This is a genomic window from Streptomyces pyxinae (genome assembly GCF_024756275.1).
In the GTDB taxonomy this organism is placed as follows: Bacteria; Actinomycetota; Actinomycetes; order Streptomycetales; family Streptomycetaceae; genus Streptomyces; species Streptomyces pyxinae.
The window spans coordinates 26,196-38,746 of sequence record NZ_JANUGQ010000018.1; the positions used below are offsets into that span (position 1 = coordinate 26,196).

Consider the following 12,551-nt stretch of genomic DNA (forward strand, 5'->3'; position numbering starts at 1 on the left):
GCCGTGGCCCACTCCCGGCGGAGGTGGCGGGAGGGGGAGCGACGGTCGCGCCGGGCCTTGGCGGCCAGCAGCGCGGTCACCGGGCTCAGCACGGTCCGGCCGTGTCGTGCGGCAGCTCGGCCCAGACCACCCGGCCGGCCCCGTGCCGCGCCTCGTGGGCGCCCCAGGCGCTGCTCACCGCGTCCACCAGCATCAGTCCCCGGCCCCCCTCCTCGGGGCAGCTCCTGCTCAGCCGCGGTCCCGAGGCGGGACAGCCCTCGTCCTGCACGGCGACCCGCAGCCGCTCGCCGCCGTCCCGCAGCTCGCAGACCACCCGGCCGCTCATGGTGTGCACCACGGCGTTGGTGAAGAGCTCGGAGACGACCAGGGTCACCGCGTCGCAGATCTCGGCGGCTATCTCCCAGAGGAGAAGGCGCTCCTCCACCAGATGGCGCGCTCTGGCCACCGCCTCGGCGTGGGCGGGCAGCTCGAAGGCGAAACGCCGGACATCGGCGGTCTGCGGTCGCGGAGCGGTGGGCCGGGGGGTGAGGGCATTGCCAGGGACCACGACCGATTTCCTAACGTGGGGAGCGGCGCCGGCTCGCCTCTCCCGTGGCGCGCGGCAGCCTCGTGAACTGGTTCTCAACGCGGTTCACCGGAACACTTTCCTCCCGTCCCGGACACTTGGCAAGTGCCACTCTGGAAAATGCAGAGTGCGCTGTCCGGAACGGTGATCGCATGGCACACTCATCGAAAACAGCGCGTGGGGAGGTCTCAAGTGAGCGAGCCGCGGTCCGCCCCCACCGTGGGTCAGGTCGTACTCGGCAAGCGACTGCAGGATCTGCGGGAGCGAGCGGGCCTGAAGCGGGAGCAGGCCGCGAAGGTGCTCCGGGTCGCCCCGGCGACGATCCGCCGGATGGAGACCGCCGAGGTCGCGCTGAAGATCCCGTACGTACAGCTCCTGCTGCAGGCGTACGGCGTGCCCGCCGGTGAGGCCGAGGGCTTCGTACAGCTGGCCGAGGACGCCAACCGGCCCGGCTGGTGGCAGCGGTTCCACGACGTGCTGCCCGGCTGGTTCAGCATGTACGTGAGCCTGGAGGGCGCCGCCAGCGTCATCCGGGCGTACGAGCCGCAGTTCGTGCCGGGGCTGCTCCAGACCGAGGAGTACGCCCGGGCCATCCTGCGTGGTGGGGCCGTCGGCCAGATCGGCCATGAGGACATCGAGCGCCATGTGGCGCTGCGCATGCGGAGACAGGAGCTGCTCGCCAGGACCGACGCGCCCAGATTCTGGGTGATCATGGATGAGACGGTGCTGCGCCGGCCGGTGGGCGGCGGGCCGGAGATCATGCGCGGGCAGCTCGACCGGCTCATCGAGGAGGCGGAGCGGCCGCACATCACCCTCCAGCTCGCCGAGTTCTCCTCGGGGCACCACCCCGGCACGTACGGCCCGTTCGTGCTCTTCCGATTCGCCGTGCCGGAGCTTCCGGACATGGTCTACAGCGAGTACCTGACCGGCGCGGTCTATCTCGACGCGCGCCCCGAGGTGGCCGTCCACCTGGAGGTCATGGACCGCATGGCGGCGCAGGCCGCCACCGCGCAACGTACCAAGGAGATCCTCCGGGAACTCCGCAAGGAGCTGTGAATGGACCCCATATACAACGGCATGCCCGCCGCCGAACTCGGCGCCGACGGATGGCACAAGCCGTGGAGCGGTGGGAACGGGGGCAACTGCGTCGAGGCCATGAGACTGGCCGACGGGCGGATCGCCGTCCGGCAGTCCGCCGATCCGGACGGGCCCGCGCTCATCTACACCCATGGCGAGATCGCCGCGTTCATCCAGGGGGCCAAGTCGGGGAAGGCCGATTTCCTGGTGAGCTGACGGGCGGTACGGAGGAACGGGCCGGATCCGGGGCGCCGCGCGGGTCCGGCCCGGTGCTGTGCGCGGGCGGCTTCGCGGCCGCCCGTACGGGGTGTCCCCGAACAGGGGCGGGTCCGCCGGAAGTCCTCGCGCCGCCGGGCCGCCGGGCCGTATTCTCCGTCCGACCCGTCCCCGTCCTGCCGACCACAGGAGCCGCCCGATGACCCTCTCCGAATCGTCCCCCGTGCGGATCGACACCAGCAAGCCGCACCCGGCCCGGATGTACGACTGGTTCCTGGGCGGCAAGGACAACTATCCGGTGGACGAGGAGATGGCCCGGCAGCTGCTCACGCTGGACGCGCGGGGGCGGGACATGGCCCGGGTCAACCGGGCGTTCATGCACCGCGCCACCCGCTGGGTGGGGGCGGCGGGGGTCCACCAGTACCTGGACATCGGCACCGGCATCCCGACCGAGCCCAATCTCCACCAGATCGCCCAGCAGGTGACTCCGTACGCCCGGATCGTCTACTGCGACAACGACCCGATCGTGCTCGCCCACGCCGAGGCGCTGTTGCGGTCCACGCCGGAGGGCGCCACCTCGTACATCCAGGCCGACGCCCGGGATCCCGAGGCGATCCTCGAACAGGCGAGCACCATACTGGACTTCGGCCGGCCGGTGGCGCTCTCGCTGCTGGCCCTGCTGCACTTCCTGGACGACGAGGAGGGGGCGTACGAACTGGTGCGCAAGCTCATCGAGCCGCTGGCGCCGGGGAGTTACCTGGTGCTGTCGCAGGTCACCGGCGACTTCGACCCGGAGGGCGCGGCCAGGGCCCAGGCGATGTACCAGGAGCGCGGGCTGACCCTGCGGCTGCGCGGCCGGGCGGAGTTCGCGCGGTTCTTCGAGGGGCTCGAACTGGTGGAGCCCGGGGTGAGCCTGACCGCCGAGTGGCACCCCGAGCTGGGCGAGCCGGTCCCGGTCGGCGGCGACGCCCCGATCCCCGGGTACGCGGCGGTGGCCCGCAAGCCCTGAGCGGGGCCGGGGAGTTCCGGCCCCGCCTTCCGGTATCCGGTCAGGGAGTCTTCGGCGGGACCAGGGTCACCAGGAAGCTCCGGGCCGGGCCGGTGTTGCCGGCCGGGTCGACGGTGCGGTACTCGATCCGGTGGGTGCCGTACTCCGGAGCGGCGTCGTCCCAGGGCACCACGCGCGGGGTGCCCAGCTTGCCGTAGACCAGGCCGTCCACCTCGGTCCCGCCGGGGGTGAAGCGGAACGGCGCGTCGGCGTCGGTGGGCCAGCCGTAGTACGTGTACCAGCCGTCGCCGTCCACCCGGAACTGCCGTACCACCGGACCGGCTTGGTCGTCCCGGGCGGTGAGGCCCAGGGTGAACGGGCCGTCGTAGACGTACTCCACGGGCCGCCCGGGGCGGTGCACCGTGCGCAGTGGCTTCGAGACCCGGTACGCCGCCCGGGCCGGGGTGGCGTCCACCGTCCAGCGCAGCTCCCGGCCGGTGCCGGCGATCCGGGCGGTCAGGGTGTGGGTGCCGGGACGCAGCCGCAGCGCGGCCAGGTCGAGGTCCCGGTCGTTGCCGGTAGTGGCCGGCGCGCGGCCGTCCAGCCGCCAGTGGACGGCGAGCCGGCGGTCGGCCGGGTGCGTGGTGTCGGCGTACACCGTGGCCCGGGCGCCCACCGGGGTACCGGTGTCGGTGTGTCCGGTGAACGCGGCGGCCACCGGCTCCCGGGGGGTGGTCGCACGGGTGTCCACGGTCCAGGTGACGGTGCGGGTCAGCGCGGCGGAGCGGCGGACCGCCGGGTCGCGGACGAACGGCGTGGGATCGGTGACCGTGGCGGTGAGGGTGTGGGTGCCGGGGGACGGCCGCAGCCCGCGCAGGTCCACGGTGCGGGAGCCATGGGTGGGCAGTTTCCGGCCGTCCAGCCGCCAGACCACGTCCAGCGCGCCGCCCACCGGGTGCAGGGTCTCCACCCAGACGGTGCGGTCCGTCCCGATCGGCGCGGTGTTCGGGGTGTGGCCCTGCACCAGGTTCACCTTGGCCGAGACGGCCCGCACCATCACCTCGCGCTCCACCTGGTCGAAGGCGTAGCCGAGGGTCTTCATCATCGAGTGCCGGCTCGGCCGCCAGACGCCCCGGGTGCTGTAGAGCCCGCCCTCGTACCGGCCGACGGTGCCGCCGGACTCGCTCGGCTCGTCCAGCCACCGCCACCACTTGGCCCGCTGCTCGCGCATCTGCCGTTCGGTCAGCAGGGTGTGGTGGACGGAGCCGGGCTCGCCGTCCTGGTAGGTGCCGCCGGGGACGCCCCGGGCGTAGTAGTCGTACTCGTCCTGGAGGCCGCCCAGCGAGTGGCCCAGCTCGTGCGGGGTGATCAGCGCGGAGAGGGCGTTGCCGCCGGAGGCGGTGGCATGGGTGCCGCCCGCGCCGCCGTAGGTGTCACTGTGGGCGAGGGCGACGATCTGCCGGTTGGCGGCGCTCGTCCCGGGCACCAGATCGGCCAGCGCGTCGGCCGCCCGGGTGTTCACGGTGAGCAGCCGCTGCACACTGCCCGGGTCGCAGTCGCCCCAGAACGCCATCCCCAGCGGGGTGTTCCGGCGCGGCGCGTCAAGGCCGGGGTCGCAGTCCACCCCGGACTCGGGGGACGGGGTCTCGACGGCCCAGACATTGATGTAGGAGCGGTACGAGGCGAACGGCTCGACGCTCCAGAGCACATTGAGGTGCTCGGCCACATCGGCCCGGAACCGGGGAAGTTCGGCGGCGGTGTAGCCGTCGCCCAGCAGGACGAGATTGAAGCGCTTGTCGGCGGGGCCGGTGGTCTGTACGGGCACCACCGTGCCGGCCGGCGCGGCGGCGGCGCCGTCCCGGGCGCCCTCCCGGGCGGCGGCGGGGCCGGCGGCCAGCAGCCCGGTGGCGAGCAGGAGGGCCGCCGAGAGCAGGGCCCCGGCCCTGCGGCGGGCGGTGGCCCCGGCGACCCGGCGCGGGCGGGTGCCCGCGGGGCGGACGGGTGGTCGGGTGCGGTCGAGAGCGGTCATGGAGCCGGAGCGTACGGTCGCCGCGGGGCCGCCGTAAACCGTGCGGTGAGCCGTTCCGTACGCCTCCGCCGGCGCGTCAGTGCCGGGCCAGGTAGGCGAGTTGGGGGTGGGCCGCCACATAGCCGTCGAGCAGCCGGCGGGCCACCGACACGGAGTCCACCAGCGGGTGGAGGGCGAAGGCCCGTACGGCGGCGGACCGGGAACCGGCGTCGGCCGCGGCCATGATCTCCCGCTCCACGGCCTTCACCGAGGTCACCAGACCCACCGCGTGGGCCGGCAGCGGCGCGGTGGGCAGCGGCCGGGCGCCGGCGGCGTCCACCCGGCAGACCACCTCCACCACCGCGTCCGCGTCCAGCACCGGCAGGGTCGTACCGTTGCGGACGTTGAGGATCAACTCGGCGGGCTCGTCCCGGGAGATGGCCCGCATCAGCGCCAGTGCCACCCCCTCGTACCCGCCGGGCTCCAGGTCCTCACCGGCCCGGCCGCCGGCCCCGGCCGCCGCCCGGTTGGCCGCCATGTAGGTGGCCTCCCGGTCGGCCAGGGTCCGGTGCCAGGCGTCCAGCGCCCCGGTGCCCGGCCGGCCGGCGGTGGCGTAGAACCCGGCCTGCTGGTCCCGGAGACAGGCGCCCCGGGTCCGCCCGGCCGACCGGTAGGCGCCGACCGTCTCGCGGTTGAAGTAGTAGTAGTGCAGATACTCGTTGGGCACCGCGCCCAGCGACCGCAGCCAGTCGGCGCCGAACAGCTCGCCCTCCTCGAAGGAGCCCAGCGCCCGTTCGTCCGCCAGCAGCCGGGGGAGCTCGTCCCGGCCGGCCACCCGCAGCCCGCGCAGCCAGCCCAGGTGGTTCAGCCCCACGTAGTCGGGCGACGCCGCCGCCGGGTCCACCCCCAGCGCCCGGGCCACCCGCCGGGCTAGACCCACCGGCGAGTCGCAGATGCCGGTGACCCGGCCGCCCAGCACCCGGGCCATCGCCTCGGTCACCAGACCGGCCGGATTCGTGAAGTTGATGACATGGGCCGCCGGGGCCAGCTCCGCGATCCGGTGCGCCAGCGCCATGGCCACCGGAACCGTGCGCAGCCCGTACGCGATGCCGCCCGCGCCCACCGTCTCCTGCCCGAGCACCCCGAGATCCAGCGCCACCCGCTCGTCGGCCGCCCGGCCCGCGAGCCCGCCCACCCGGATCGCCGAGAACACGAAGTCGGCGCCGCGCAGCGCCTCGTCCAGCAGGGTCGTCGCGGTCACCGCCGGCGCGTCCGGGACCCCCGCCGCCTGCTCGGCCAGCACCGCGCCGATCGCCGCCAGCCGGCCGGCGTCCACATCGTGCAGCACCACCTCGGTGACCCGGCCCGGCGCCCGGTCGTTCAGCAGCGCCCGGTGGACCAGCGGCACCCGGAACCCGCCGCCGCCCAGAATCGTCAGCCTCATGCGCGCCACGCTACCGGGGCCGGGCCGGGCAGCCGGAACGGCCCCGCGCGCCGGACGTGCCGAAACGACCCCGGAGCACCGGGCCGGGGCCCGCATGCGCCGGCCCATGGCGCGGACAAGGGCCGGCGGGCCGGACGGCACCCGAGGGCACCGGACCGGAACGGCCCCGGGCGCGGGCACGGACCGGCGCCCGGACCGGATCCGAGGCACCGGCCGTACCGGCCCCGGGCGCGGGCATGCACCGGCGGCCCGGACCGGACCCGAGGGCCCCGGCCCGGGCCCCGGCGGCTCAGGGCTGCGGGCCCACCACCCGGTCGCCGTCCCGTACCAGGATGGCCAGGGCCGGGCAGACCTCGGCGGCCTCCAGCGCGCTCTCGTCCGGGTCGATCTCCCGCCGCACCGGCTCGGCCCGGTAGTCCTTGAGCCGGTAGAGGTGCGGCGCTATGCCGACGCAGATACCCGAGCCCATGCACTGGTGCCGGTCGACCTCAGTGGTCCACGACATCGCGGTCACCACCCGACCGGCATGACCCGGGGGCCGCGTACCAGCATCTGGTTCTTCCAGGCCACATCGCCCGCCAGCCGCAGGCCGGGGAAGCGGGCGAGGAGCGCGGCCAGCGCCTCCTGGAGCTCCAGCCGGGCCAGCGGCGCGCCCAGACAGTGGTGCACCCCGTGGCCGAAGCCCAGATGCTGCACCCCGGTCCGGGTCACGTCCAGCCGGCCGGGCGCGGTGAACCGCAGGGCGTCCCGGTTGGCCGCGCCCACCGCCACCAGCACCGGCTCGCCCGCGCGTACCAGGGTGCCGCCGACCTCCACGTCCTCGGTCGCGTACCGGGGGAAGGCGGCCCCGCTGCCGAGCGGCACGAACCGCATCAGCTCCTCGACCGCGCCCCGGATCAGTTCCGGCCGCTCCCGCAGCAGCTTCCACTGGTCCGGGTGGTCCAGCAGGGCGTGCACGAAGTTGGGGATCTGGCTGGCCGTCGTCTCGTGGCCGGCGACGAGGATGCCCACACAGAGGTCGATCAGTTCGAGCTCGGAGAGCCGGTCACCGGTGTCCCGGGCCTCGATCAGTCCGGTCATCAGGTCCGGGCGCGGGCTGCGGCGGTGCTCCTCGATCAACCCCGCCATGTAGGCCCGCAGTTCCTCCTGGTTCCGGGCGAACTCCTCGGGGGTGAGCGAACTGGTGGAGAGGGCCGCGTCGCTCCACTCCCGGAATCTCGGCCGGTCCTCCTCGGGCACCCCGAGCATCCGGCAGATGACCGCCACCGGGATCGGCAGGGCGTACCGGTCCACCAGGTCGGCCGGCGGCCCCGCCGCCTCCAGCTCGTCCAGCAGCCCGTGCGCCAGCTCCCGCACCGCCGGCCGCAGTTTTTCCACCCGGTGGACGGTGAACGCCCGGGCCACCAGGGTGCGCAGCCGGGTGTGCCCGGGCGGGTCCATGCCCAGGATGCCGCTGTCCCGCCGCTCCTCGGACTGCCGGGGCTCGTCGTGCCGCTGCCCCTCCGCGCGGCTGAACCGCCGGTCGCCCAGGACCAGTCGGGCGTCCTCGTACCGGGTGGCGAGCCAGGCGGGCTCGCCGTACGTCATCCGGACGCGTAACAGCCCCGGCCGGTCCAGTGCCGCCGTGTACGCCTCCGCCAGGTCGAGCCCGGCGGGTTCGTTGAACGGGTACGGCACCGGGGACTGCTCCGCCGCGGTCTCCGCTGTGGTCGACATCGCTCGGCCTCCCTTGTGTAAGCAGCTGCTTACGAACCTAGAGTTGGCCGCACGGCCGGTCAACGGGGCGTCCGGGAAGCCCGGTTGCCGAGGGCCGGGAATGGCCGGAAGCCGTCGTGGAGCAGGGGTACGGGACGTGGTGGAGGTGCGCGGGTGACGTCGGGAGGGCCCGGAGCGGCGGGTGCGGCGGTGGTGCCGGAGGCCCCGGATCCGGAGGCCCGGACGGTTCCGGCGGGTGGGGAGCCGGGGCCCCGGGACCCCGTGCGGGGCATCGGTCCCGGTGAACGGCGGCGGCCGGAAGCACCCGGCGGCGGACCGGAGCGGGACCCGGACGCCCCCCGGCAGAACGGAGCGGCCTCGACCCGGGAGCGGCTGCTCGCCGCGGCCTCCGGGCTCTTCGCGGAGCGCGGCTACGAGCGCGCCACGGTACGGGAGATCGCCGCCCGCGCCGAGGTCAACCAGGCGCTGCTCTTCCGCTACTTCGGGTCCAAGCAGGGGCTGTTCGGCGAGGTGGTGGCGCGCGACGGACAGGAGCAGCTGCGCGGCACCCCGCCGGAAGACCTGGTCGATGTGGTGCTGCGGGCCATGCTCCAGTCACCGGCGGAGGGCGAGGCGGACGCCGGACGGTCGCTGGAGACCCTGCTGCGGTCGATCGGCGGCGGTGAGGTGCCGGCCGCCGTGACGGAGCTGGGCGACGACTACGCCCGGGTCTTCGCCTCGCTCTCCGGGTCCGAGGACCGTGCCCTCCGCGCCGATCTGGCCCTCTCCTGGCTGCTGGGCATCGGTCTGCTGCGGGTGGTCGTCGGCCGCCGGGCGCTGGCCGACGCCGATCCGGACCGGGTGTGCCACCTGGTCACCGGCGCGCTGCGGCAACTGCTCAGCGGCGGCGACGGCAGCGGTGACCACGACCGCGGTAACCCCGGCGGCGGTGCCGACCACGAACGCGACGGTGGTGACGCCCGTGACGGTGACGGTGGCGGCGGTGACCACGACCGCGACGGTGACGGTGACGGTGACGGTGGTGACGGTCGTGACGGCGGCGGCGGGCGATGCGGGCGGGGCGGGGCGTGAAGCCGGCGGCCCGGGCACGACCGGGCACAATGGGGGCATGTCCCGACGCACCACCCGCGCTCGCCGTTCCGCCGGCCCCGGACCGGAACCCACCGCCGTACGTCCCGGCTCGCCCTGCCCCTGCGGGCTGCCCGCCGGATACGCCGACTGCTGCGGCCGGTTCCACGACGGCCGGGCCACCGCGCCCACCGCCGAGCTGCTGATGCGCTCCCGGTACTGCGCCTTCGTCGTCCGGGACGAGCCGTATCTGCTCCGCACCTGGGCGGCCGCCACCCGGCCGCCCGCCGTGGACTTCGACCCCGAACTGCGCTGGGCGGGGCTGGAGATCACGGAGACCTCCGAGGGCTCCCTGTTCCACACCACCGGTACGGTCGCCTTCACCGCCCGGTACACCCACCGGGGTACCCCCGGCGCCCTCCGGGAACGCAGCCGGTTCACCAAGGAGGGCGGCGCCTGGGTGTACCTCGACGGCACGTTCACCGACTGACGTACCGCTGGGCCGGTGGCGGACCGGTGTGCCGACGGGCCGCTGTGCCGAGGTGCCGGTGTACCGGCGCCCCGGGGCCGTACGGAGCACACTCCCGTACGGCTCCGGGGCTTCCGGACCGCGCGTCTCAGTGGCTGAACAGCCCGCCGCCCGGCCGCAGGACGAGCCCGGGGTTGTAGGCGGCGAGCACCTTGTTGGCCCGGGCCAGGGCGGCGAGAGCGTGCTCCCGGTCGGCCTGGTCCTCCGGGCAGAGCGGGGCGCGGAAGCGGTGCGCCTCCCGTGCGGCGCACTCGGCGTCGACCTCCGCCTGGAGAATGCCGATCGGCATGCACGACCCGATCAGGGCGGCGACGCGATCGGGGATCGGGACGGGGACGAGAGGCGACGCGGTCACGTGAAGTCCTTCGCTGCTGCGGCGCGCTGCTGGGGCAGCCGACTGTTTGCTGTGCTCCCTCCATGGGTACAGCATCAGGTTCACGTTTATCCCAAGGCTTTGTATCTGTGCTGCAACCGTTTGGCTCACCCGTCCCGGGCCACTAGGATTCGGCGGCCTCCCGGCGCCGGCGGTCGCGTAACCGCAGCGCCCGCAGCACCGCCTCGGTGGCGAACCGGGTCTCCGGGTCGGCGAGCCGGCCGGCGAACCGCTGCTCAAGACCGCGCATCCGGTAGCGCACGGTCTGCGGGTGCACGGCGAGCAACTCGCCCATCTGCGCCGCCGTTCCCCGGGTGTCCAGCCACACCCGCAGGGTCTCGACCAGCCGCTCCCGCCGGGTCGTCGTGAGCCCGGCGAGCGGCGCCAGTTCACGGGCGGCCAGCTGTTCCATCAGCGCGGGGTCGGCCAGCAGCCAGAGCGAGACCAGGTGGTCGGCGCAGCGCATCAGCGGGGCGTCCGGGACCACGCCCCCGTCCACCAGTTCCAGCAGCCGCCGCGCCCAGCGGATCGAGTCGGCCGCCGAGGCGACCGGCACCGTCAGACCGATGGCGCCCCGGGCCGCCGGGAGCGCCTTCTCCAGCATCCGTCCCCGCTCCTCGTCCACCGGGCCGGGTACCAGCAGATGCGGCTGGGGGTCCCCGAGGTCCACCAGGACGTCGTCGTCCAGCGCGGTCCTGGTCACCTCGGCCGGGGAGCGCAGCGCGACGAGGGTCACCTCCTTCGGCAGCGTCCAGCCGGTCTGCTCGCACAGCTCCGCGAGGGCCGTGTGCGGGACTGGCGGCCCGGCCAGTACGAGATGGAGCAGACGCCGGCGGACCGTCTCGGACTTCTCGGCGGAGTGCGACCGCACCTCCAGATAGCCCTCGCGGGAGAGCCCCTCCAGGTCGTCGATGTAGGCGAAGAGGGCGTCGGCGAAGCTGAGCATCAGCGTGGGGGAGAGGTGGTAGCGCCGGCCGACCTTCTTCACCCGCCGCAGTGCCACCCGTGCCCCCAGCCGGTACGCCCCCTGGAGGCTCTCCAGCGTCCGCCCCTCGTATGCCTCGAACCGCCCGAAGCGGCGGCACAGCTCGTCCCGCAGGGTGGTGGGGGCGGCGGGTGAGGCGACCTGCTCAACGAAGGCCGAGGTGCTCTGCTCCACGCAGAGCCGCACCGCCTGGCCGTGCGGACCGCTCATCAGCCGGGCGTACTCGGGGTAGGCACGGGTGACCTCGAAGCCGATCTCCTTGATGAGACTCGGCAGTTCGGGGCGGATGATGGCGGCGAACTCCTGCGGCAGCGGGCCGAGCGGCTCGCCCGCGTCCGAGGGCTGGGTGGTTCTGGGCATGCGGGTGTCCCCTCGTTCTCCGGGCTGTCCGGTGGGGGTGGGCGGGGCACGGGCGGCGGTGGCGGCGGCGTCCCGGACCGGCGCGGCCCGAGGCGGGACCGGGCGGGCACCGGGTGGGGCGTGGGAGCCGAACATAGACCAGGACCGGCCGCCCGCGCAGCAGTTGGGACAGCCGCGGGCGCCCGCGCCACGGATCTGGCCGAACCCCGACCGTGGCCGGAGCCATGGGGGCCCGGCCCGCGTCCGCCGGCCGCCGGTGCTCACTTCCGTACAAAAAACCGAGCGGACCTGTTGCGCCGCGGACAAGAAAATACCGGCCGGTACGGGTGTCGGGGAAAACTTACGGTCCCGTATTGCGCGGCTGGTTACCCACTCGTAGCGTCAATCGCGCAACGTGCTCGACCTGGTGTCCGGTGAAAATCGGCGCCGCGTCCCGTGAAGTGAGCCGCCTCCGCTTTTCGCTCCGTGCCGGAGCTCCGACCCCCATTTCGCTACGCGTCGGAGCATAACCCATGGGCGAAAAGCGGTGCATCAGGTACGCCCGACTCCCCTCAGGAGGGAACAGCCCGTGCGACGTACGACCAGAATTACCGCGATAACCGCCGCCGCGCTCATGACGGCGGCGGGTGCCGCCGTCACCACCGCGTCCGCCACCCCCCAGGCGACGTGGACCGTCAGCAACCCCTCGGCCAATGACACCTTCACCGCGGTCAACACCTCCGGGGTCTCGGCGGTGCTCACCAATGTGACCACCGGGGCCACCATCACCTGCGCCGTCTACGGCGCCAACGGCACGGCGGTGGACGGCACGTACGCGAGCGGGGCCGGACTGGCCACCATCGCCAGTGCCACGTTCGGCACCACCGCCAACAAGTGCAACGGCCCGCTCGGCTCCAAGTGGGTCTCGTCGTCCGCGCAGCCCATGAAGCTCAACGGGGTGAGCTACGCGGGCGGTGTCACCAAGGGCACGCTGACGAGCATCAAGGTGAACCTCACCGGCACCAGCCTGCTCGGCACCTGCACCGCGACCATCGAGGGCTCCGCCAACACCGGCAGCTACAGCAACACCGGTGTGCTGGAGATCGTGCCCGACGCGACGCCCGCGCTGACCGTCACGGCCGCTTCGGGGGCCTGCGCCGGCCTCATCAACACCGGCAACAAGGCCAAGTTCGGCGCCAAGTACCAGGTGACCCCCGCCATCACCGTCACCAGTCCGTGACAG

The 12,551-nt window shown here is 73.9% G+C and carries 13 protein-coding genes; 6 read left to right on the forward strand and 7 right to left on the reverse strand.

Annotated features, from left to right (window positions below; genetic code table 11):
- Positions 1-85: 85 nt before the first annotated feature.
- Positions 86-547 carry an ATP-binding protein gene (locus NX801_RS20280; RefSeq protein ID WP_258789217.1) on the reverse strand — a complete coding sequence of 154 codons (462 nt, stop codon included), beginning with the start codon at positions 545-547 and terminating at the stop codon, positions 86-88.
- Between the two features lie 210 nt (positions 548-757).
- Between NX801_RS20280 and NX801_RS20285 the strand changes: the two genes are divergently transcribed.
- From NX801_RS20285 to NX801_RS20295, 3 genes are all read left to right on the forward strand, one after another.
- The gene (locus NX801_RS20285) at positions 758-1,621 is read left to right on the forward strand and encodes a helix-turn-helix domain-containing protein (RefSeq protein WP_258789218.1); all 864 of its coding nucleotides are present in this window, start codon (positions 758-760) and stop codon (positions 1,619-1,621) included.
- Positions 1,622-1,858, forward strand: coding sequence for a DUF397 domain-containing protein (locus NX801_RS20290; RefSeq protein WP_258789219.1), 237 nt, complete (start codon positions 1,622-1,624; stop codon positions 1,856-1,858). It begins immediately after the preceding gene.
- Between the two features lie 199 nt (positions 1,859-2,057).
- Positions 2,058-2,867: an SAM-dependent methyltransferase gene (locus NX801_RS20295; RefSeq protein ID WP_258789220.1), complete on the forward strand. Its 810-nt coding sequence runs from the start codon at positions 2,058-2,060 to the stop codon at positions 2,865-2,867.
- 40 nt (positions 2,868-2,907) lie between these two features.
- Here the strand turns inward: NX801_RS20295 and NX801_RS20300 are convergent, their stop codons facing one another.
- The 4 genes from NX801_RS20300 to NX801_RS20315 all read right to left on the reverse strand — a co-directional run bounded on the left by NX801_RS20300 (position 2,908) and on the right by NX801_RS20315 (position 8,014).
- Complete coding sequence (locus tag NX801_RS20300; RefSeq protein WP_258789221.1) at positions 2,908-4,875, reverse strand: M64 family metallopeptidase; 1,968 nt, start codon at positions 4,873-4,875, stop codon at positions 2,908-2,910.
- A gap of 76 nt (positions 4,876-4,951) precedes the next feature.
- Complete coding sequence (locus tag NX801_RS20305; RefSeq protein WP_258789222.1) at positions 4,952-6,298, reverse strand: 6-phospho-beta-glucosidase; 1,347 nt, start codon at positions 6,296-6,298, stop codon at positions 4,952-4,954.
- Between the two features lie 289 nt (positions 6,299-6,587).
- Positions 6,588-6,803, reverse strand: coding sequence for a ferredoxin (locus NX801_RS20310; RefSeq protein ID WP_258789223.1), 216 nt, complete (start codon positions 6,801-6,803; stop codon positions 6,588-6,590).
- A gap of 5 nt (positions 6,804-6,808) precedes the next feature.
- The gene (locus NX801_RS20315; RefSeq protein ID WP_258789224.1) at positions 6,809-8,014 is read right to left on the reverse strand and encodes a cytochrome P450; all 1,206 of its coding nucleotides are present in this window, start codon (positions 8,012-8,014) and stop codon (positions 6,809-6,811) included.
- Between the two features lie 153 nt (positions 8,015-8,167).
- Here NX801_RS20315 and NX801_RS30805 point away from each other — a divergent pair, with 153 nt between their 5' ends.
- Positions 8,168-9,085: a TetR/AcrR family transcriptional regulator gene (locus tag NX801_RS30805; RefSeq protein WP_309505866.1), complete on the forward strand. Its 918-nt coding sequence runs from the start codon at positions 8,168-8,170 to the stop codon at positions 9,083-9,085.
- A gap of 37 nt (positions 9,086-9,122) precedes the next feature.
- Positions 9,123-9,572: a YchJ family protein gene (locus NX801_RS20325; protein WP_258789225.1), complete on the forward strand. Its 450-nt coding sequence runs from the start codon at positions 9,123-9,125 to the stop codon at positions 9,570-9,572.
- A gap of 127 nt (positions 9,573-9,699) precedes the next feature.
- On the opposite strand, the gene NX801_RS20330 is transcribed toward NX801_RS20325, so the two are convergent.
- Complete coding sequence (locus tag NX801_RS20330; RefSeq protein WP_258789226.1) at positions 9,700-9,966, reverse strand: hypothetical protein; 267 nt, start codon at positions 9,964-9,966, stop codon at positions 9,700-9,702.
- 142 nt (positions 9,967-10,108) lie between these two features.
- Positions 10,109-11,329, reverse strand: coding sequence for a PucR-like N-terminal domain-containing protein (locus tag NX801_RS20335; protein ID WP_258789227.1), 1,221 nt, complete (start codon positions 11,327-11,329; stop codon positions 10,109-10,111).
- Positions 11,330-11,897: 568 nt separating this feature from the next.
- Here NX801_RS20335 and NX801_RS20340 point away from each other — a divergent pair.
- Positions 11,898-12,548 (forward strand): hypothetical protein, encoded by a 651-nt coding sequence (locus NX801_RS20340; RefSeq protein ID WP_258789228.1) that lies wholly within the window; start codon positions 11,898-11,900, stop codon positions 12,546-12,548.
- Positions 12,549-12,551: the final 3 nt, after the last annotated feature.